Source organism: Asticcacaulis solisilvae (assembly GCF_052327315.1).
Lineage (GTDB): Bacteria > Pseudomonadota > Alphaproteobacteria > Caulobacterales > Caulobacteraceae > Asticcacaulis > Asticcacaulis solisilvae_B.
On sequence record NZ_CP166196.1, the window covers coordinates 1,285,888 to 1,306,574 of the forward strand.

The following is a 20,687-nucleotide window of genomic DNA, read 5'->3' on the forward strand; positions in this document are numbered from 1 at the left end:
ACAGGCGGGCAAATATGTCAGATGTGACGCAGACTCGTCCGTGCCCGGCCCGTTTCCTGATGCCGTCCTTATTTTTTTACGCCCTGTTTCCCCGCGCATTTTGCAAAGAAATGAATGACCTATGGTGTCAGGGCCATGGGGCCATAGATTTTTAGCAAGGGGCAACGAACATGCCGGGTCAGAAAATCCTTCTCGTCGACGACGAACCCGAAATCCGCAACATGCTGGGCATCTTCCTGGGTGTCGAGGACTTCGAAATCCACGAAGCCGACTGCGGCAAGGCCGCCCTGCGCCAGGCCATCGCGCAGAAGCCCGACCTGATCCTGCTCGACCTCGGCCTGCCCGACCTGGACGGCAACGAGGTCATCGCCGCCATCCGCAAGTTCTCCAACGTACCCGTCATCGTGCTGACCGCGCGCACCGAGGACCAGCAGGTCGTCCAGGCGCTCAATCTCGGCGCCGACGACTACGTCACCAAGCCGTTCCGCGCCGACATCCTGCTGGCGCGCATCCAGGCCAACCTGCGTCAGCGCGGCCCGGCCAATGACGACGGCAACTTCGTCGAAAACGGCCCGGTGCGCATCGACCTGGACCGCCACGAAGTCATGATCAACGGCAAGCTGGCGGCCTTCACGCCCAAGGAATTCAACCTGTTGCACATGTTCGTCGCCAACAAGGGCAAGATGATCACGCACAAGCAGATCCTGCGCGAGGTCTGGGGTCCGCAGCATGTCGACGACACCCAATATCTGCGCGTCTATATCGGCCAGGTGCGCAACAAGCTGGAAGCGGCCGCCGGGCTCGGCACCAGCATCACTTCGGAATCGGGCATCGGTTACCGCATGGAGGCCCTGACCGCCGCGCGTAACCCCGCTGCCGCCTAGACTATTTCGCTCGGACGTTTCTCCCATCCAGAGCCTTGACCCCGGAAGCCCCGCTTCCGGGGACTTTTTTGTCCCGGTTGCGCCGCATAGGGAACAGCGTTACAAGCATGGCGGGTTTTTGTGACGCGTGGGTCGTATTTCGCGGCGCCTGTCATACCCGCTTCAAACTGCCGTACAATCTGTTCTGCGTTTTTGTGTCCAATGGCCAGGGAGGATGCGTAATGCGTGCTGTAAGCGGACCCAGTGCAAAGGGGCTGACGGTAAAGGCGATCGCCGGAACCTATGTCGTCCTGATCGCCTTCAATTGCGACGAGGACTACTGCAAGGACCTGCTGGGCTTCGGCATCTGGCGCACGGACCATACCGATAATTCGGGGCGGTGGCTGCCGGGGCTGAAGCGGTTCGACGTCAAGGATCCGGACGATGTCACCAAGGTCACGACCCAGTGCAACCCTATCCAGAAGTTCCACTGGGGCGACTATACGGCGCGGTCGGGGCGGACCTATACCTACAAGGTCGTCGCCATGCGCGGCAGCAAGACCGCGCTGGTCGAGGACGACAGCGTCGAGGTCGTCGTGACCTGCGAAATCCCGGACAGGATCGGCAAGAACGGCCACAGCGTCAATTTCAACCGCGCCGCCGCCGCCAGCCAGGCCTTTGTCGAGCACTTCCCCAAGTTGCCCAAGGGCGACGTCACCGATCCGGCGGCCCGGACCTGGCTGTCGCGCGGCCTGCAGGAATCGCTGACGAAGTTCATCGACGACACGCAGGCCGGGCAGGGGCTGCACTGTTTCCTCTATGAGTTCACCAAGCCGGAATTCGCCGACGCCCTTAAGCGGGCCCTGGCGCGCGGGGTAAGGCTGGAAATCCTGCATGACGGCATTATCGGCAACGACGGCAAGGGGCCGTCGATCGACGCCGACCCGGTGGTCACGCAGTACGGCCTCGATGCCGTGACGAAGAAGCGCACGGGCAACGGCCTGGCGATTTCGCACAACAAGTACATGGTGCGTTCGGACGCCGCCGGCACGGCGCTTGCCGTGTGGACCGGCTCGACCAACTTCACCGACGCGGGTGTCTATGCCCAGACCAATGTCGGCCATGCCATCGCGGCGCCCGAGCCGGCCGGCACCTATCTGAAATGGCACGCCGAGGTCTGGGCCGATCCGTCGAAGAGCGCGTCCCTGTCGCGGACGGCCACCCACGCCCTGACCCAGGTGCCGGCGAAGCCCTATACCGGTACCAACCCCATCCTCAGCCCGCGCACCACCATCGAGGCCATCGAACTGTGCGCCGAACTGATCGGAACGGCCGATGACATCGTCTGCTTCACCGCGCCTTTCGCCCTGCACGACGACCTGGAAAAGGCGCTGATCAAGGCGCCGGCACAGGTCTACGGCCTGCTCAACAAACACAATGTGGTGGGAAAGGCGATGTACGACGCGCCCAATACCCTGCTGACCGCGGCGGCGGCGCTCAGCGACGCGTCGGTGCTGGAAAGCTGGCAGGCAAAGATGCTGGCGGAATCGCTGCACCACAGCGGCGTCTTCATCCACACCAAGCTGATTCTGATCGATCCTTTGTCCGACAATCCGGTGACCATTACCGGCTCGGCCAATTTCAGCCACAACTCGTCGTGCGACAATGACGAGAACCAGCTCTTCATCTTCGGGGAGCCCGAGGTCGCCGACGTCTATATCGGCGAGTTCATGCGCATGTTCGACCACTATTACTTCCGCGATCATATCAAGCAGATCAAGGTGGAGGCAGCCGCCAATCCCAAGGCGGCCTTCCTGGACGAGACCGATGCCTGGACGCAGCGCTATTTCAACGGCGGCGAGCGCGAGAAGGAACGCCTGGCCTTTTTCAAGGCGAAGGTCCTGGCGCCGGTCGGGTGAGATAAATTAGTATTGACTAATGAATAAGCCGTGGCTAATGAATTGGCCATGACCGAAGCCGCCCCGCACCCTGTCACGACCGTCATGCGCGCCCTGGCCGATCCGACCCGGCGCGCCGTGTTCGAACGCATCTTCGATTCGGAGGAAATCTCCGTCGCCGACCTGACGCGCGCGGGCAGCGTCAGCCAGGGCGCCGTGTCCCAGCACCTGAAGACGCTGAAAACGGCCGGCCTGGTCGCCGAGCGCGCCGAGGGCCGCAATGTCTATTACCGCGCTGATCCAAAGGGGTTGGAGCCCCTGGTCGGTTGGATGGACTATTACGGCGTCTTCTGGCGCGACCGCTTCGCCAACCTCAGAAGCCTTTTGAAAGAGATGGATCCATGAGCGAGACCGAGACAAAGGACATCGTCATCGACGAGGTCCTGCCGCATCCGGCGGACGTCGTATGGAAGACCCTGACCACGCCCGCGCTGATCAGCCGCTGGATCATGCCGGCCGACGGTTTCGAGGCGGTGGAGGGCAAGGCCTTCACCTTCAAAACCAATCCCGGCGGCGCCTGGGACGGCCTCATCCACTGCCGCGTGCTCGAGGTCGAGCCCAATCGCCGCCTCAGCTACGCCTGGAAGGGCGGCCACCCCGACAATGTCACGGGCTATGGCGCGCCGCTCGACACGGTGGTCACATGGACTCTGACGCCGGTCGAGGCCGGCACGCGCATCAGGATGGTCCATGCGGGCTTCGTCATGCCGCGCAACGAAGGCGCGCACCATAATATGGGCATGGGCTGGGCCAAGATCGTCAGGCAGATCGGCGCTGTCGCGTCGGAGGCGGCGTAAGTGTCCGGGGCCTATACAGGCGGCTGCGCCTGCGGCCGCATCCGCTATGCCATCGCAGGCGAGCCCGTCTTCAGCAACCACTGCCAGTGCCGCGACTGCCAGCGCGAAAGCGGCGCCGGGCACGGTTCGTACATGAGCTTCCTGCGCGAAGGCGTGACGGTGCAAGGCGAGGCGGCCCGCTGGGACATGACGGGCGACAGCGGCAACGCCAAGACACGCTATTTCTGTCCGGTGTGCGGCGTCGCGGTCTATATGACCTTCGCCGCCGCGCCGGAGGTCTTCACCATCCGCGTCGGCAGCCTGGACCAGCCTGAGCGCTATCGCCCGCAGGCCGTGACCTATGCCGCGCGCGGCCAGGCCTGGGACTATCTCGATCCGGGCATCTCCCGATTCGCGGGCATGCCGGGCTGATCACCGCAGGCCAGCAGTGTCGTAGCGACCATGCCGCCACCCGCCGAGTCGGACGGTGCATGCGTTTCGCTGATGAACGCCCTTTTGCCCGGGCGCGCGACCGTTATCGCGTCACAACTTCATGTCCACAGTGAAACAGTATGGCGGGAATACGTATTTCCACGTTTCCGTATAGTCATATTCTGTGTCTTTGCACACACGGGCAGTGTTCATAAGTGTAGATTTACCCATTTTCCGTGCGAATACCTCTTCTGCATCCTGAAACACGGTGATAGCCATTCGCCTTAATGACACCGGTGTCTAGCGCCGGTGCAACGACAAGCGGACGAATGACACGTTCGCGGCTCCAGGAAGACAGAGGAAGTATCATGACCAAGGGTATCCGCCATCGGTTCGGTGGCTTTTGCGGCGTTTCCGTTATCGCGCTCTGGCTTGCGCTGGCCGGCCAGGCATCCGCGCAGGCCGCGCCGGGCACCGAGGCGGCGCCGAAGGACGACGGGCAGACGGTGGTGGTTACCGGCTATCGCAAGTCGTTGCAGACCTCGCTGAACATGAAGAAGCGCGCCGACGTCATGATGGACGCCATCAATGCCGACGACATCGCCTCCTTCCCGGAAGCCAATCTGGCCGAAAGCCTGCAGCGCATCCCGGGCATCTCGATCGACCGCGACAACGGGGAGGGGCGCACCATATCGGTCCGCGGCCTGGGCGGCGACTTCACGCGGGTCCGCATCAACGGCATGGAGGCCCTGTCGACCGCTGGCTCGAACGATTCCGGCACCTCGCCCAACCGGTCGCGCAGCTTCGATTTCAACACCTTCGCCTCGGAATTGTTCAACAATATCCAGGTGCGCAAGACGTCGTCGGCCGAAACCGATGAAGGCTCGCTTGGCGCCACGGTCGATCTCAATACCGGCCATCCCTTCGATTATAAGGGGCTGAAGACCGCCCTGTCGGTCGAGGACGCCTATTACGAAAACGGCAAGCACCAGAATCCGCGTATCGCCGGCCTGTTCTCGACGCGCTGGGACGGCGGCAAGATGGGTTTCCTGATTTCGGGCGCCTATTCGACGCGCGACACCTCGATCGACTCCTACGGACGCCAGGCCGGTTCCGCCGACTACGAGTATCGCGGCACCTCGTGGACGGGCAACGAATACCCGCAGCGCGCCGGTTTCGCCGCGCCTGCCGGCACCACGTTCGGCCAGACGGTCAACGCCACGACCGGCGCCGTCACCAACACGGCGGCCATCACCAACCCGGAAGTGCTGGCGGCGGAAACCGGCTCGGACGCGTCGGCCTACGCGGCGCTCTATCCTTCGGATTACGCGACCTCGGGCCGCTATGACGACTCGGTCGTGCGCATTCCGGCCCTGGCCACCTTGAACGACCAGGAACTGCATTCCGAACGCCTTGGCATTACTTCATCCTTCCAGTTCCAGTTCGACGACGATACACGGTTTACTGCCGATTACATGCATTCGCGCTTCCATAACGAAAGCACGAACTACCAGATCCAGACGGTCGGCCTGAACCGGAACAACACCAATTCGACGCTGAATACACTGAGCAGCACGGCCTCGATCGCCACCAAGCGCGGCCTCTATCCCGGCACCTGCACGGCGCAGGCGGCGACCGACATCACCTGGGCGGTCGACTGCGGGGCGTCGCTCTACGGGACGACGCCGGCCTTCTCGACCGGTTCGGACGGCAAGGCGGCGGTGCTGGGCACCAATATCTTCTCGACCAATCCGTACAATCTCGATCCGTACGACTATTACAACAACCCCAACTCCGTGGGCTACACGCCGGACGCCTATGGCATCGGCGGGCGGATCGCACTGATCGGCCGGCCCTCGACCAAGGTGCTGGCGGCGCACGTGACCAACGGCGTGGCCGACTACCTGCAACTGTCGAACGTCGACTGGCGCTCGGCGGCGGACGCCAGCTACTACACCACCAATTTCGACCAGTTGTCGCTGAATCTCGACCACCGCTTCAGCAGCAATTTCAAGATGACGGCGGCGCTGGGCGCCTCGCAGTCGGTCAATGTCAACCAGGGCCTGCTGGTCGAGTTCAACTCGATGGACCGCTCCGAAACCTATACTTATGACGAGCGCGGCAACCCCAAGATGCCGGTCATCAATCCGGGCTGGAACGTGGCGGACGCCAGCCAGTGGGGCATCGTCAAGGGCTTCTCGGCCATGCGCAACTATATCCGCACGACCAAGAACAATTACGGCCAGGCCAAGGTCGATTTCGACTGGAACCTCAACGACAAGCACGAACTGCGCTTCGGTGTCGCGGCCAAGACCTATACCTTCTCGACCGACCAGTGGGAGCGCCCGACCGACACCATCGCGCCGACCGAAAAGGAGGCCGGCGTCAGCGTCGCGTCCCTGGGCGCGGTCCACAGCTTCGGCCAGGGGCTGGACGTATCGTCCGGCACGCCGACCAGCTTTTTCGCCCCCAGCATCCAGGCCTTCAGCAACGTCTTCGGCTTCGACTGCAACTGTATCAACAAGTACGGCGACTGGCGCCTGACCAACCTCAAGTCGCCCGGCTCGCAGTACGGGGTGCGCGAACAGGACGGCGGCGGCTATGTGCAGTGGGATTTCGGCTATGAACTGTTCGGCCGCGACCTGACCGGCAATATCGGCGTGCGGGAGGCGACGACCGATATCCTGGCCAATGGCCGCGACACCAAGGCGCGTCCTGTCACCGACACCAACCACTATGCCGACACCCTGCCGTCGCTGAACCTGAACTACCATATCACCGACGACCTGTTCATGCGCATCGGCGCGTCCAAGGCCATGGCGCGGCCGCAGCTTTCCAACCTCAATCCGGCGATTTCGGCCCTGTCGATCCCGACGGACGGATCGCTGGTCGGCGGCACGCTGACGGTCGGCAATACCAAGCTGAAGCCCTACCGTTCGGACAATTTCGACTGGAGCCTGGAATGGTACTTCTCGAAGAACGCGCTGCTGTCGGTGGCCCTGTTCGACAAGGAGATCGGCAGCTTCCCGCAGACCGTGCTCTATGACGCGCCGATCCAGTCCTTCTTCAGCGCCGATGCGCTCGATGCCCTGCGCGCCCAGTACAGCGCCACGTCGACGACGGGGGCGGCGGCCCTGACCTACATCAACGGCAACTATTCGGTGACCGCGCGGCAATACCGCGATGCGCCGGGCGGCTATCTCAGGGGCGTGGAGCTCAATTTCGAAAGCGATCTCGGCTACCTGCCGGCGCATTTCAAGTTCATCCCCGACTTCGTCAAGAACTTCGGCATGCAGCTGAACGCGACGCATATCGACTCGCAGCTGAAGTACATCATCGACCCCGGCACCGAGGTCAATGGCGTGCAGACCAAGGCGCCGACCTACGCCAACGGCCCGTGGCTGAACGCGTCGCCCGACGCGGTCAACTTCACCCTGTACTACGAAGTGCCGCTGTTCTCGGCGCGCATTTCGGTGGCCCAGCGCGCCGGCTATGACACGACCTTCCCGATCGCGGCGGGCTCGTGCAATCCGGGCGCCTGCGACAGCCCGCTGATCAACGACTTCGTCTTCTCGAAGTCGACGCTCAATGTCGACGGCGTGTTCACCTGGAACTTCAGCCAGCACCTGTCGGCGCGGCTGGAAGGGCTGAACCTGACCAACCAGACCTCGAACCGCTATGCTTACACGTCGAACCCCGTGGTGACGTCCTACGCCTCGACGGGCCGCCAGATCACCGTCGGCATCCGCTACAAGTATTGATCGCTATTCCGGCGGACGCCCTCCGCCGGACCATCCCCCAGCTCCCCGTTGGCCGCAAGGCAGACACGCTGGACCACCTGGCGCCGGTTCTCCCAACCGGCGCCTTTTTTATTCGGGCTGTTCGTAGCGGAAGGGCAGGCCGTCGGGCACGTCGGCGGGGCTGGATGCCCAGGCGCGCTGCGCCTCGGTCGCCGCGCGGAAATAGCCCGAGATGCGGGCCGCCGCCGATCCCGTGACTCCGACATCGGCCAAGGCCTGGTCGAACAGGCCAAGGCAGGCTTCGTCCAGGTCGATATGAACGCCATTGCCGGCATGGGCGCGCTGGACCGAGGTCTCGTCGCCGAAGCCAGCCGTATAGAGCGGCGGGCCGCCCAGGGCCTGCGCCATATAGGCGGCGAAGCGCTCGTCGTGCTGCGGGTGAAGCGCGTGCTCGAACGGATGCGCCGCCACCGGATGCTGAAGGCACAGCTTATGCCAGCGGCGCACCAGCGCCAGCACCGTATCGAAGCCGCCGGCCTGTTCGTAGAGGCTGTCCGCCATGGTCATCTCCTGACTGCGTAGCCAGTATGACGCATGGTGGTGCGTATGGCAAAACCCTGCGCGACCGCTCTTGCGATACCCGGTGTAAGGCGCCATTTGCCACAGGGTGAGGACGTCATTTGAAACGCTCAAGGGGAAAACATGCGTCTTTCGGGATGGGGGATCGGGTGCGTACTGGCATTGGCAGCGATAACGGCACGGGCGGGGACGACGACCCCGACGCCACGCATCGAAGCGCTGGGTATTGAGAAGCTGATCAGCCAGGACGAGCTTGCAGTCCTGTGGACATACCCGGATCAGAGCGACGCTTTGCGGCGCCAATTGATAGCCGACCAGCAACTGACCACGGCTGACCGGGACGCCAAGGTGCAGGCGGACCGGCAGGGGGTAAAGGCGCTCGATAATTCCGCCATACCGATCGCGCACAAACTGGTGTTCGGCGGCTTCTGGAGAGATGCAGCCCACAGGAACGCATCGCTGGACTTCGATGTTTTCCTGGTGATCCAGCACAGCAGCGACATGGAGATGCGCAGGCTTACTCTCAACGAGACAGAACCTCTTGTGGCGAAGGGCGTATTCAGCGGGCTGAATTATGCCTTGATGTACGATCGCCTCGCCGTACTGGAGGGACGCAAGCAGCGCTTCGGGACGCAAGTGAGTTGCGTTGGGGGGCACTTTGAGCTTGAACCGCTTGAGGACCCCGAAAAGGTTGACGTCTGGCGCAAGCAGTATGGCTTTCCCGATACCCTTGCCGAAAGCCAGGCAGATTATGTCGGGATGAAATGCACCAATCCCGCGCCAAAGCCCAAGCTCTGACGCGCAACGGGTGGCGTCAGGCAAGGCCGTTAGGCCGAAAACGCAGGCCCAGGACGATCGGGACGGCGAGGGCGTAGAGCGCCACGACCGACAGCCAGATGGCGCCGGGATGTCCGGCGTGCAGGACGAAATAGAGGCTGGAAAAGCCGAGCGGCGCGACGATCGAGGCCAAGCTGACGGTCGAGGCCAGCACGCCCTGGAACTGGCCCTGGCGGTCTGGGTCGACCTGCCGTGTCGCCAGGGATTGCAGGGCGGGCGCGCCTATGCCGCCCAGCGCGAAGACCGGCATGACGGCGAAGACCATCCAGCCCTGCCCGGCAAAGGCCATGACGGCCAGGGCGATGCAGGCGCCGGCAATGCCGGTCAGCACCGCGGCGCGTTCCCCAAGGCGCCTGACCGCCGGCCCCGGCAGGAAGGCCTGCGACAAGGTCTGGCAGACCCCGAAGGCGCCGAGCGACAGGCCGATCAAAAGCCCGTTCCAGTGAAAGGCGTCCTTGCCCCACAAGGCCCAGCAGGTGCCGTAGGCTTCGCCTGTCGCGGCGAACAGGAAGAAGAGCGCGATCAATGGCAGCAGGGGCTTCATCGACCACACCCAGCGCAAGGGCGCCAGCGGATTGAGCGTTGCAAGGTCGAGCGGCGCGCGCGTCGGCGTTCGCGATTCCGGCAGGACGAACAGGGCCAGCAGCAGGTTGCCGCCATTGAGCACGGCCGCGGCGATGAAGGGCAGGCGCAGCCCGTAGTCGCCGAGCGCGCCGCCGAGCACCGGGCCGATGATGAAGCCGATGCCGAACATGGCGTTCATCAGGCCGAAGCGGCGGGCGCGCTCGTCTTCGGGTGAGATGTCGGTGATGTAGGCGGCGGCCACCGAGGTGTTGGCGCTGGTCAGGCCGGCGATGGCGCGGCCGAGCAGCAACAGCCACAGATTGGGCGCGAAGGCGAGGAACAGGTAGTTGACCGCCGCGCCGAGCAGCGAAATCAGCAGCACGGGGCGGCGGCCGAGGCGGTCGCTCAGGGCGCCCAGCACGGGGGCGAAGACGAACTGCATGACGGCATAGAGCGCCGTCATGACGCCGATACAGGGCGCGACATTGCTGGCGTGGGTGACGGCCTGCAGCAGCGACGGCAGGATGGGAAAGATAAGGCCGATGCCTATGGCGTCGAGCCCGATGGCGGTGAAGATGACGATAAGCGGTCTGGTCATGGCGGGCATGCTCCGGATGCGCAAGGCCGCACGCGGCAAGGCGCGCGATCGGCTTGCGATTGGGCCCGGTGGTCCGGGCGGTCGATGTGTGGAGACGCTGGCCGATCCATGGCGCGGGGCGCATGGACGGCGTGTGCTTGACCGCCTGGACGCTTATTCGTCCACCTGTTTACTCCGCCAACGGGCGAATCAAGGGAAGCGGTCGCTTTGCGCGACGCGCTTCCTGTATATCAAATCGCCTTGTGGGACAAGTATCGCTGCAGGACGTCAAGGCTTGTAGCAAACATTTTCGGCCCTCCCGTTTATGGCGGGGCAATAGCCTATGAATTTTGGCTTAGATGTCTTCGCCCTGTTTGCGGAAGGGCAAAGTTTCTCTCTCATTTCATTAGAGCCGTACGAAATATAGTGGAGGCATCGGCGCTCGTTGCTCCATGCGGCTTCCCCCTTCCGTCTGCTTCGCTGCGCTTCGCAGCCACCTTCCCCGTAAACGGGGAAGGAATTGAAAGACTTAACTCCCTTCCTTCCCTGCGGAGCGGGGAAGGTGGCTCCCCGAAGCCAGGGCGAAGGGGAGACGGAAGGGGCATTACGTAGACGTACCTGGCTGTGGCGTTTCAAATTAAAATTATAACGATCCAGCCAACTCGCCATATGAGATAGCCGGTCATAATTGCCAGGGCCGGAATTCGAATTTGCTCTGTGTAAACAGCCGGCCGTTACGGCACGGGGCGATAGCTGACAAAGGCCAGGTGCGTGCTGTCGGGTGACCACGACGGCACGTTCATCGTGCCCTGGCCGCCGAACAGTTTCGCGACCACATGCGCCGTGCCGCCGCCCGCCGGCATCACCTTGATCGACACGAAGCGGTTGGCGGGATGGTCGCCGGGTTCGACGTCCGTGCCGAACGAGACATAGGCGATCCACTTGCCGTCGGGCGAGACGTGGGGGAACCAGTCGCGGCTGTCGGCGCCGAAGGTCACCTGCTGTTGCTGGCTGCCGTCCGGCCGCATGCGCCAGATCTTCATATTGCCGGTGCGGACCGAATTGAAATAGATCCACTTGCCGTCCGGCGAATATTCCGAGCCGTCGTCCAGCCCCGGCGCCGTGGTCAGCCGCGTCTCTGGTCCGCCCTCCGCCGGAACCGCATAGATGTCGAAATCGCCGTTGCGCCGGGCGACGACCGCCAGGGTCTTTCCGTCCGGCGACCAGCCGTGCCAATAGGACGGTCCCTCGGCCGTCACCTGGCGCGGAGCACCGCCGCTCATCGGCACGACATAGACCCGCGACTGGTTGTCTGCGCCGCGCGTCTGGTCGCTGATCGCCAGCCATTTCCCGTCGGGCGAGGGGCCGTGGTCGTTATTGATATGGCTGAGGTCCTGGGTGTCGAGCTGGACCGGCGCGCCGCCCGCCACCGGCATGGTGAAGATATGGCCGGCGCTGTTGAAGACGAAGGTCTTGCCGTCGGCCGACCAGTTGGGCGCCTCGATATGGTCGGCGGTGTGATAGACGACGGCGCGATAGTCCGAGGTGACGTCGACCGTTTCCAGCGTGCTTTCGACGCGCGTCTGGGCCGTGATGGCGGGCAGGGCTGCGGGCTTGGCGATCTCGACATCGCTGAAATCGACCGTCTTGGTCTCGGTATCGCTGTGCGAGCAGACGGCCAGGCCGACGAGGTAAGACCCGTCGAGCTTCAGCCGGAAGCCGCCGCCGGCATGGTGCAGCACGCCCTTGTCGTCGGCCACCGACATGAAGACATAGTCGCCCTGGCGCTCCAGCTGGAAGCGCCCGGGGCCGGTGTGCAGGGCCTCGATCTCATAGGTATTGCCGCCGCGCGTCTCGCGATACTGAAGCGCGACGTGGCCGTTCTGATGGACGACGATGTCGGCATAGGCGCTGTCGGGTTTCAGGTCCTGGCGGACCATCAGCCCGGCCTTGCTGTGCGGATCGGTGCTGCCGGACACCAGGGTGACGGTCCCGGCAATGGAGACATCGCCGCTGACCGTCTCATGCACGAAGTGGAAGTCGTCCTTGCCCGCCCACAGGTCGTCGCCATTGCCGACGACACGATAGGTCTTTGTTTTCGCGTCATAGAGGGCGTGGCCCTTCTGCCTGACCGTGCCGACATCGCTACTGTGCGCGAAGATGCCGACCCTGGCCTGGGCGCTACCGGCCGCCATCACCATAAGCGCCGCCAATGCCGCGCTCCCAATCCGTTTCATAGACCTCTCCCTCTGCAACTCTGCGGCTGCTGTAATCGATTACGCGTATCAGGCGCGGCGGTAGGACACAATAGGGTGAAGCCGTTGACATCGCCGGGAATGCGGCCATATTTGTTACAGGTTCAATTAGCGAGAGGAGGTGGTCTGATGTCTCATTGTCAAATGCCGCAGGCGGCAAATCATGTGAGCACGGCCTTCATCGCCGAGGGCCGGCTTATCTAAAGCTGACCGCGTGCAGTGCAAGACAATGGAAGGGCCGCTCCTCATGGAGCGGCCCTTAGTCTTGGGGGCTTGCTTTGTCGCCTGTTGCCCACAAGGAGACGTTGGATGCGGACCGGTCTTGAGCATAGTGGACATGGATAGTTGTTAAACGACCATGATGTCACAATTTCGAGTGCGATACGCGCTGTACGAGTGCATCTGGACTGTGGATCGCGGGTAGCCTGCACTCAGTTGTGGAAGGGCTATATCTTCAGTTGAATTTTAAGCGTAGTTAGTGTAACTCAGGTTGGCGTTGGGATGCTTTGCGCTTTGTTGCCCTAAGTGTCCGGAATGGGCGCTGAGCGGACGCTCGGAAATCATTCAAGCCGCCTTTGATCCGCCAAGACTTTCCCAATGCCTCCTTCCATCCGTCTTGCGCCCGCGGGCGGTGCGATACTCGACGCGGCCCCTCGTTCTTGCGGCGGGCGGCTGTCCGGCGCTGATTTTTCACCCGGACAATTGACAGAAACGACAACCCGTTCCAGTTTCCGTAGTCAGTATCCGCCGGTGGCAGCGGTATTTCATTGCCACGCCGTGCCGTCTCGCACGGCATCGCGTTGGTGAAAGCCGGCCCTTACCCCGTCATTGCCGATCGACCCGAAGTTCCATTGCGTACAGTCATAAAAAGAAATGTTAGCGCTAACAGGAGAGCGTCCATGAAGAAGAAGATTGCCTTGGGAGCGCTTGCCGCTGCCTGCTGGAGTTGCGGCGCCCATGCCGCCCAGCCGCCGCAATTGCGGCTGAGCCCCGACGATACGCTGGAAATGCAGGGCCTCAGCGTGATCGTCGAACAGAACCATTTCAGCCCCATCTTTTTCGATGAAAAGAATTCCGGCATCCAGGTGGTCCTGCACGGCGACCGGATCGCGACGGACGGCGAGGTGCGCCTCAATCCCACGCCCGAACAATGGGACCCGGTGCCGGGGTTTGTCAGCCGGGTGCACGGCGCCACGCCTGGCCAGCTTGTCGTCACCTCGACCTACGACGCCGTCGGCCTGAAGTACAAGGTCGAGGTCACGCCCGAAGGGCAGGGCTTTCGCGTCGTCGTCAATCTCGACCAGCCCCTGCCGGAAAAGCTGGCGGGGAAGGCCGGTTTCAATCTCGACTTCCTGCCGACGGCCTATTTCGGCAAGACCTACATGATGGATGCGGCGCCGGGCATTTTCCCGCGCGACGCCAATGGTCCCATGGCCAAGGATGGCTCCGGCGATCCCCTGCCGCTGGCCTCGGGCGGCAAGTCCATCACCCTGTCGCCGGAAGATCCGCTGACGCGCGTGACCATCACGTCCGATGCCGGGCCGCTCATGCTGTATGACGCGCGCAACCGGGCGCAGAACGGCTGGTTTGTCGTGCGCTCGCTCATTGCGGCCGGCGCGAAGGACCGCGCCATTGTCTGGCACGTGCTTCCGCACGTCGAAAAGGGCTGGGTGCGCGAGCCGGTCGTGTCGTTCAACCAGGCCGGCTATACGCCCGGGCGCAGCAAGGTCGCGGTGATCGAACTCGATCCCAATTTCAAGGCGCCGGACGAGGCGACCCTGGTCAGGCTGGCCGCCGACGGCACCCAGCAGCCCGTGCTGCACGCAAAGATCACGCGGCGCGGCAAGTGGACGCGTTATAATTATGCCAGCTTCGATTTTTCCAGCGTGCGCACACCCGGCGTCTACGCCATCGCGTACGCCGGGCACACGACCAATCCCTTCCCCATATCCGAAGACGCCTACGCCCATATCTGGCAGACCTCGCTCGACACTTATCTGGCCGAGCAGATGGACCACATGGCCGTTCGCGAGCAATACCGCGTCTGGACCGGCATTTCGCACATGGACGACGCGCGCCAGGCGCCGGCGAACACCATCCATTTCGACGGTTACAAGATGGGGCCGGAGCTCGATTCGCCGTTCAAGGCGGGAGAGCATATTCCGGGCCTTAATGTCGGCGGCTGGCAAGATGCCGGAGACTACGACATCCAGACGCCGCAGAACGCCGAAGTCGTCCGCGACCTGGCCTGGGGCCGCGAAATGTTCGGTCTCGATTGGGACGAAACCACGATCGACGAGGCGGCGCATTCCGTGGAAATCCGCAAGCCCGACGGCGTGCAGGATTCCCTTCAACAGATCCGCCACGGCGTGCTGCAACTCCTGGCGCAGTACAAGGTCTTCGGCCACGCCATTACCGGCATCATCGATCCGACGCTCAAGCAATACACCGATATCGGCGATTCCGGGTCGCAGACCGACCGTATGATCTACGATCCCAAGATGGGGGCGCTGGAAAACAACGGCCTCTATTCCGGCGTGCCCGACGACCGCTGGGCCTTCACGACGGACCAGCCGGCCAACGACTATACGGTTGCCGGCGCGCTGGCCGCGGCTTCGCGCGAACTGGCGTCCAGCGATCCGGCGCTCGCCGCCGAGGCCCTCACCACCGCCAAGGCCATGTGGGCCAACCAGCAGACCCTGGGCGACAGGGCGAACCGCTCCGGCCGCGACGAAGGCCCCGAATGGCTGGATATGGCGGCCGTGCAGGCGACGGTGGAGATGATCATCACCACCAAGGGCGATCATCTGTATACGGACAAGCTGAAAACGCTCATGCCCGTCATACAGGCCCGCTTTGAAGCGGTCGGCGGATCGGCCGTCCTGGCCATTCCCTATATGGACGCCGATTATCGCGCCCACTTGGCCACCGCCGTCCGGGCCGAGAAGGCGAAGATCGACGCCGACCTGGCGCACAATCCGTTCGGCGTGCCGGTCGATATGGGCTCATGGGCCGGTTCGAACCGTGTCGCCACCTTCGGCTCCGACATGTATCTCCTGCACAAGGCCTTTCCGGAGATCGTGGGCACCGGCTATACGCTCGACGCCCTCGACTTCATGCTGGGCCGTCATCCCGGTACCAACCTGTCGCTCGTTTCGACGGTCGGCACGCGGTCCAAGCTGATCGGATACGGCCACAATCGCGCCGATTACAGCTTCATCGCCGGCGGCATGGTGCCTGGCGTCCTGGTCATCAAGCCGGACTTCCCGGAACAGAAGACCGACTGGCCGTTCCTGTGGTTCGAAAACGAATACACGGTCAGCACGACGGCGGCCTATATCCTGACGGCCAATGCCGCGATCGCGGTGACCAAGGAAGACAAGCCGGCAAGGTAGGCGGGCACGCCAGATGAAAAAAAAGGGTATGGACGCGGCAGTGTCCATACCCTTTTTTGTGCCGGCGGAAGGACCGGGATGCCGCCTCTATTCGCCCGGCTTTTGCGTCACAAGCCGGGCGCTGTCTGTCCGGAACGGGGCGGCGGGAAAACCGGCGCCGTTGAACAGCGTCGCGACCGGGTTGGATTGCCAGGCGTAGCGGACCGTAAGGGGATGCGCCACGGAAGGCGATGACACGACGACCGTGTCGCCGTCGATCCTGGCATCCGCCCATGCCCATTGCCCGTCTTCGCCGGCAACGGAAAACTCTCCCGGAACGCCTCCCTTGGCGACAAGGCCGCCGTCGGTATGGGAGAAATGCAAACGAAGCGCGTTGGGCAACCGGTCGACCGATGTCAGGGTCGGACCCGATGCCACGACATGCCGGCCGTAGGCGCCGGCCAGGGCGCAGGCGGCCAGGCGGTCGCCGACCGGTTTCTTGTCCTTGGGGTGAATATTGTCCGCTTCGCCGGTGTCGATGGCGACCGCCAGGCAGGTGTTCGGTACCGAGGCCACCGTCAAGGCCTGGGACTCGCGCAGGTCGGCCCAGCCGTCGTCGGTCGGCGTCGTCTGATGCGTCTGGAAGGCGGGCAGGCTGACCACGTAGAACGGGACATCGCCCTGCTGGAACAGCGTTCGCCAGTCCTTGATCATGACCGGCAGGATCTTGCGGTACTGGTAGCCGCGGTCCGAATTCTGCTCGCCCTGGTACCAGATGACGCCCTTCATCGCCAGCGGCGCGATCGGCGCCAGCATGCCTTCGTACAGCACCGACGGCATGACCGGCCAGTTCTCGTAGGCCATGGGCAGGGGCTGCGGCGGGCGGGCGTCGACACTGAGCCGGCCCTTCCACGCACCGGCCAGGGCGATCTTCGCACCGTCGCCCAGGGTGATATACAGATCTTCAGGCTTGTTGAGGAACCCGCCTACCGGTTTGGTTTTCAGTACGCGCACCGCGATTATGTTGCGCCCCGGCTTAAGCGCGCCGGCGGGAATGGCATATAGCCGCGGATTTTCCACCCAGGCACTGCTGCCGGCCAGGGTTCCGTTGATATAGACCGTATCCATGCGCTCGATCGATCCAAGGGCGATCGAGGCCGTGCCGGCGGGAAGCGGGTCGGGTAGGGATATGTCTTTCCGGAACCAGGCCACGGCGGGCGTATCGGGAACGCCGAGATCGGCAAATCCGCCCGGGATCGTTACGGTTTTCCAGTTGGAATCGTCGAAGTCCGCGTCCTTCCATCGGTCTTTCAGGCCGATGTCGTAGCGGTCGTACCAGTGCATGACGAAATTGCCGTATTCGGGCGCGCCGCTGTCGGCCAGGCGTTTCAGTTCCGCCAGTTCCGCGTCGAAATCCTTGAGCGGCGCCAGGGATCGGGCACTGGTCCACGACTCGGCCGGCGTCCCGCCGACGGCATCGATGACGAGGCCGATCGGCGCGTGCGTTTCGCTCTGCAGGTTGCGGGCAAAATAATAGCCGACGGCCGACAGCGAGTCGGCGGTATCGGGGCTGACGACCTTCCAGGTGCCCTCGATGATATCGGTATGGTGATAGGCGGCGTGTCCGGAGACCGAAAAATAGCGGATGTCCGGCGCATCGGCGGCCCTGACCTCGGTGTCACCGTTCCTGGCGAACTTCAGCGGCAAGGCCATGTTCGATTGCCCCCCGCCGATCCACACATCCCCGACCAGGACGTTTTTCAATTCGACACTGTGCGACCGGCCGCTGATGCGTACCGTCCATGGACCGGGCGCATCCGGCGGCAGAAGCCTTACCTGCCAGCGGCCGTCCTTGCCCGCCCGTGCCTGCGCCGTGCTTTTCCCGATCGTTACATGGACGGTGTCTCCCGGTTGCGACCAGCCCCAGATGGTATTCGGCTTGCCGCGCTGCATCACCATGTTGTCGCCGAACACGGGGTTGACGAACGGCAATGCCCTGGCGGCCGGCCTGGTCTGCGCGTCCTGCGCGCCTGCCGGAGCAGAGGCCATGGCCAGGGCGGCCAGAAGAGCCGGGGCCGCGAGCCGCCGGCCGAAGCCATGGAAAAGCGCCTTGCGCCGGCGATGTGATGTCATTTCGTTTCCACCTTTTTGTGCCGCTGTTCAACACCCGGGAGCGGACGGCGAGTCGTTGTGTTACCGTGTGTTACCGGTACCATATCCGGGCCGGCGTGGGGACCGAAATCTGAAGTGGGGAAGGCCGGAAATCCATGGGGCTGGTTGTATACGCTGCGCGTTCAATCGTCTAAATCACTGTCATGACCCCGACTGTCCACCCAGCGCCCTCCGGCGGCGCCGTACCCGACGCCGCCCTTCGTGCGCTCAACGACCTGCTGGGCGACCGGCTGTCGATCGAGCCCGCCATCCGCGCGCAATACGCCACCGGCGAGGCCTTTCCCGACGCCTATCCGCCCGACGCCGTCGCCTTTCCGCTGAATACGCGGGAGGTTTCGCTGATCGCCGAAATCTGTTTCGCGCATCGCGTGCCCATGATCGCCAGCGGGGCGGGGACCTCGCTGGAAGGCCATATCACCGCGCCATCGGGGGGCTTGGGCATCAACCTGTCGCGCATGGACCGCATCCTGGAGGTCAGCGCCGACAATATGGACGTGCTGGTCGAGGCCGGCGTGACGCGCGAACAGCTCAATCACGACCTGCGCCACCAGGGCCTGTTCTTCCCGATCGATCCCGGCGCCAATGCGTCGCTCGGCGGCATGGCCTCGACGCGGGCCTCGGGCACCAACGCCGTGCGTTACGGCACCATGGCGACCAATGTGCTGGGGCTGACCGTCGTCCAGCCCGACGGCACCGTCATCCGCACAGGCGGCCGGGCGCGCAAGTCGGCCGCGGGCTACGACCTGACCCGCCTCTATGTCGGCTCCGAAGGCACGCTGGGCTTCATCACCGAGGTCAGGCTGAAGCTCTATGGCCTGCCCGAGGCGATCGGCGCGGCGACCTGCGCCTTCGACACGGTGGGCGGCGCCATCGCCGCCGTGCAGCAGATCATGCTGTGCAACATTCCCGTGGCGCGCGTCGAATTCCTCGATGCCATGCAGGTCCGGGCGTGCAATGCCTGGTCGCAGTTGGGCCTGCCCGAACAGCCGCACCTGTTCCTCGAATTCCACGGCACCGGCGCGGGGGTGAAGGAACAGGCGGAACTGGCGGCATCCATTGCCGCCGACAATGGCGGGCAGGGTTTCCAGTGGGCCACGGCGACCGAGGACCGTTCGCGCTTGTGGAAGGCGCGGCACCAGGCCTATTTTGCCTCAAAGGCGCTGAAACCGGGGGCGGTGGTGTGGTCGTCGGATATCTGCGTTCCCCTGTCGGCGCTCGATGAGGCGGTGACCGCCGTCCATGCCGATATCGCCAGGGCCGGTTTGCTGGCGCCGATCGTCGGCCATGTCGGCGACGGCAATTTCCACGTGCTGTTCTGTCTCGATCCGAACGACCCGGCCGAGCGCGAGCGCGCCGAGGCCGTCTATGGCGCCATGATCGGGCGCGCCCTGGCCTGCGGCGGCACCTGCACGGGAGAACACGGCATCGGGCTGAACAAGCGGTCCTATCTCGCCAGGGAACATGGTGAAGAGGCCGTGGCCACCATGCGCGCCATCAAGGCTGCGCTTGATCCGCATAACCTGATGAACCCGCAGAAGATATTCCTTTAGGCATCTCCCCGTCGCGTAGCGATGGGGAGGGGCGGGGCGGCCCGTGCCGACCCTACGCTAACGCTCCGGGCGATCCCCCATTTTCTTCGAAAACGGGGAGGTACAAAAACAAAAAAGCCCGGCGCGACGGCCGGGCTTTTCGGTATCCATCTGGACCTTTAAGGCTTAGAGCGCTTGCAGGTTCACAGCCGAGCTCTTGCCGCGCTCGTTGGCGATTTCGTACGAAACCTTTTGACCGTCGTTCAGGCTGCGCAGGCCGGCCTTTTCGACCGCCGAGATGTGAACGAACACGTCGTTGCCGCCAGCTTCCGGCTGAATGAAGCCGTAACCCTTGGTGGCGTTGAACCACTTAACCGTACCGTTGGCCATGTTGGCCTCCTTTATTTAGTGTCGCACCTTCGTGCAGTGTTGCCGGGCACAATTGCCAGGCGGGTCCGAAAGTAGCGATGATTGCAGGAGAGCCGGAGCGCGCAGGCAAGTCATAGGTCGTTTTCAGAGCCGACAGACATGGCATAAAAGTGCCGTGCCTGCAATCAACGGGAGCGTGGTTCCGTTATATTTTCGCGCGAAAGCGTCTTTAGCGCATCGAATATTTATAAAATCGCACCGTTTTTTTATATTCCAGGGGCGGATGGTCGCATGTGAAACCCGTGCGCCCCTGGGGGTTAACCCTGAAGCCGGCGACTTACATATATAATTTTTATAAAAAACGGCGCAGTTTTAACGCGGGGATATCGAGGTCAACATGTCAGTATCCGCTTATGAAGAGGCCTGCCAGTGGGCCTATGCCAAAGCCATGCTGCTCGACGATATCCGCGACGCCCTGGAACGGTTCGGGCGCGCGGTCTATCGCGATCCTTACGGCGCCGTCCTGTCAGCCCAGAACCAGTTTGTGCTGTCCCGCGTCGATGTGCATGGCCATGACGGCAATATGCGATCCATCGTATACTGCAACGGCGTCGCGGTCGCCTGAATCTTGCACCTCCCCGTTTGGAACGAATGGGGAGGTA

General features: G+C 63.4%; 15 protein-coding genes. 10 read left to right on the forward strand and 5 right to left on the reverse strand.

The window, feature by feature from the left end:
* The first annotated feature begins 170 nt into the window (after positions 1 to 170).
* The 6 genes from AB8717_RS05945 (at position 171) to AB8717_RS05970 (ending at position 7,790) form a co-directional block, all read left to right on the forward strand.
* Positions 171 to 884 (forward strand): response regulator transcription factor, encoded by a 714-nt coding sequence (locus tag AB8717_RS05945; protein ID WP_443750116.1) that lies wholly within the window; start codon positions 171 to 173, stop codon positions 882 to 884.
* A 221-nt stretch (positions 885 to 1,105) separates the two neighbouring features.
* On the forward strand, positions 1,106 to 2,782 hold the full coding sequence (locus AB8717_RS05950; RefSeq protein ID WP_443750117.1) for a phospholipase D-like domain-containing protein: 1,677 nt from the start codon (positions 1,106 to 1,108) through the stop codon (positions 2,780 to 2,782).
* A gap of 48 nt (positions 2,783 to 2,830) precedes the next feature.
* The gene (locus AB8717_RS05955; RefSeq protein ID WP_443750118.1) at positions 2,831 to 3,166 is read left to right on the forward strand and encodes an ArsR/SmtB family transcription factor; all 336 of its coding nucleotides are present in this window, start codon (positions 2,831 to 2,833) and stop codon (positions 3,164 to 3,166) included.
* Positions 3,163 to 3,618, forward strand: coding sequence for an SRPBCC family protein (locus AB8717_RS05960; RefSeq protein WP_443750119.1), 456 nt, complete (start codon positions 3,163 to 3,165; stop codon positions 3,616 to 3,618). Before AB8717_RS05955 ends, AB8717_RS05960 begins: the two co-directional genes overlap by 4 nt.
* Positions 3,619 to 4,029, forward strand: a complete 411-nt coding sequence (locus AB8717_RS05965) for a GFA family protein (protein ID WP_443750120.1) — start codon at positions 3,619 to 3,621, stop codon at positions 4,027 to 4,029.
* A gap of 368 nt (positions 4,030 to 4,397) precedes the next feature.
* Complete coding sequence (locus tag AB8717_RS05970; protein WP_443750121.1) at positions 4,398 to 7,790, forward strand: TonB-dependent receptor domain-containing protein; 3,393 nt, start codon at positions 4,398 to 4,400, stop codon at positions 7,788 to 7,790.
* A gap of 108 nt (positions 7,791 to 7,898) precedes the next feature.
* Here the strand turns inward: AB8717_RS05970 and AB8717_RS05975 are convergent, their stop codons facing one another.
* Positions 7,899 to 8,330, reverse strand: coding sequence for a truncated hemoglobin (locus AB8717_RS05975; protein ID WP_443750122.1), 432 nt, complete (start codon positions 8,328 to 8,330; stop codon positions 7,899 to 7,901).
* Between the two features lie 141 nt (positions 8,331 to 8,471).
* Here AB8717_RS05975 and AB8717_RS05980 point away from each other — a divergent pair, with 141 nt between their 5' ends.
* Positions 8,472 to 9,146: a DUF6624 domain-containing protein gene (locus AB8717_RS05980; protein WP_443750123.1), complete on the forward strand. Its 675-nt coding sequence runs from the start codon at positions 8,472 to 8,474 to the stop codon at positions 9,144 to 9,146.
* 16 nt (positions 9,147 to 9,162) lie between these two features.
* Here AB8717_RS05980 and AB8717_RS05985 read toward each other — a convergent pair whose 3' ends face one another.
* Together AB8717_RS05985 and AB8717_RS05990 are read right to left on the reverse strand one after the other, a co-directional pair.
* Positions 9,163 to 10,347 carry a TCR/Tet family MFS transporter gene (locus AB8717_RS05985; RefSeq protein ID WP_443750124.1) on the reverse strand — a complete coding sequence of 395 codons (1,185 nt, stop codon included), beginning with the start codon at positions 10,345 to 10,347 and terminating at the stop codon, positions 9,163 to 9,165.
* Between the two features lie 713 nt (positions 10,348 to 11,060).
* A complete protein-coding gene (locus AB8717_RS05990) occupies positions 11,061 to 12,563 on the reverse strand; it encodes a TolB family protein (protein ID WP_443750125.1) in 1,503 nt (500 codons plus the stop codon).
* Between the two features lie 917 nt (positions 12,564 to 13,480).
* Between AB8717_RS05990 and AB8717_RS05995 the strand changes: the two genes are divergently transcribed.
* Positions 13,481 to 15,976 (forward strand): glycoside hydrolase family 9 protein, encoded by a 2,496-nt coding sequence (locus AB8717_RS05995; protein ID WP_443750126.1) that lies wholly within the window; start codon positions 13,481 to 13,483, stop codon positions 15,974 to 15,976.
* Between the two features lie 87 nt (positions 15,977 to 16,063).
* Here the strand turns inward: AB8717_RS05995 and AB8717_RS06000 are convergent, their stop codons facing one another.
* A complete protein-coding gene (locus tag AB8717_RS06000) occupies positions 16,064 to 18,088 on the reverse strand; it encodes a sialate O-acetylesterase (protein WP_443750127.1) in 2,025 nt (674 codons plus the stop codon).
* Positions 18,089 to 18,270: 182 nt separating this feature from the next.
* On the opposite strand from AB8717_RS06000, the gene AB8717_RS06005 reads away from it, so the two are divergent.
* Complete coding sequence (locus AB8717_RS06005) at positions 18,271 to 19,677, forward strand: FAD-binding oxidoreductase (RefSeq protein WP_443750128.1); 1,407 nt, start codon at positions 18,271 to 18,273, stop codon at positions 19,675 to 19,677.
* A gap of 165 nt (positions 19,678 to 19,842) precedes the next feature.
* Here AB8717_RS06005 and AB8717_RS06010 read toward each other — a convergent pair whose 3' ends face one another.
* Positions 19,843 to 20,046, reverse strand: coding sequence for a cold-shock protein (locus AB8717_RS06010; protein ID WP_443750129.1), 204 nt, complete (start codon positions 20,044 to 20,046; stop codon positions 19,843 to 19,845).
* Positions 20,047 to 20,422: 376 nt separating this feature from the next.
* Here AB8717_RS06010 and AB8717_RS06015 point away from each other — a divergent pair, with 376 nt between their 5' ends.
* A complete protein-coding gene (locus tag AB8717_RS06015) occupies positions 20,423 to 20,650 on the forward strand; it encodes a hypothetical protein (protein WP_443750130.1) in 228 nt (75 codons plus the stop codon).
* Positions 20,651 to 20,687: the final 37 nt, after the last annotated feature.

Coding starts and splice junctions, on each gene's coding strand:
- AB8717_RS05950 (WP_443750117.1), top strand. CDS start 1,106: ATGCGTGCTGTAAGCGGACCCAGTGCAAAGGGGCTGACGGTAAAGGCG.
- AB8717_RS05960 (WP_443750119.1), top strand. CDS start 3,163: ATGAGCGAGACCGAGACAAAGGACATCGTCATCGACGAGGTCCTGCCG.
- AB8717_RS05970 (WP_443750121.1), top strand. CDS start 4,398: ATGACCAAGGGTATCCGCCATCGGTTCGGTGGCTTTTGCGGCGTTTCC.
- AB8717_RS05995 (WP_443750126.1), top strand. CDS start 13,481: ATGAAGAAGAAGATTGCCTTGGGAGCGCTTGCCGCTGCCTGCTGGAGT.
- AB8717_RS05945 (WP_443750116.1), top strand. CDS start 171: ATGCCGGGTCAGAAAATCCTTCTCGTCGACGACGAACCCGAAATCCGC.
- AB8717_RS06005 (WP_443750128.1), top strand. CDS start 18,271: ATGACCCCGACTGTCCACCCAGCGCCCTCCGGCGGCGCCGTACCCGAC.
- AB8717_RS05975 (WP_443750122.1), bottom strand. CDS start 8,330: ATGGCGGACAGCCTCTACGAACAGGCCGGCGGCTTCGATACGGTGCTG.
- AB8717_RS05955 (WP_443750118.1), top strand. CDS start 2,831: ATGACCGAAGCCGCCCCGCACCCTGTCACGACCGTCATGCGCGCCCTG.
- AB8717_RS05985 (WP_443750124.1), bottom strand. CDS start 10,347: ATGACCAGACCGCTTATCGTCATCTTCACCGCCATCGGGCTCGACGCC.
- AB8717_RS06015 (WP_443750130.1), top strand. CDS start 20,423: ATGTCAGTATCCGCTTATGAAGAGGCCTGCCAGTGGGCCTATGCCAAA.
- AB8717_RS06000 (WP_443750127.1), bottom strand. CDS start 18,088: ATGACATCACATCGCCGGCGCAAGGCGCTTTTCCATGGCTTCGGCCGG.
- AB8717_RS06010 (WP_443750129.1), bottom strand. CDS start 20,046: ATGGCCAACGGTACGGTTAAGTGGTTCAACGCCACCAAGGGTTACGGC.
- AB8717_RS05980 (WP_443750123.1), top strand. CDS start 8,472: ATGCGTCTTTCGGGATGGGGGATCGGGTGCGTACTGGCATTGGCAGCG.
- AB8717_RS05990 (WP_443750125.1), bottom strand. CDS start 12,563: ATGAAACGGATTGGGAGCGCGGCATTGGCGGCGCTTATGGTGATGGCG.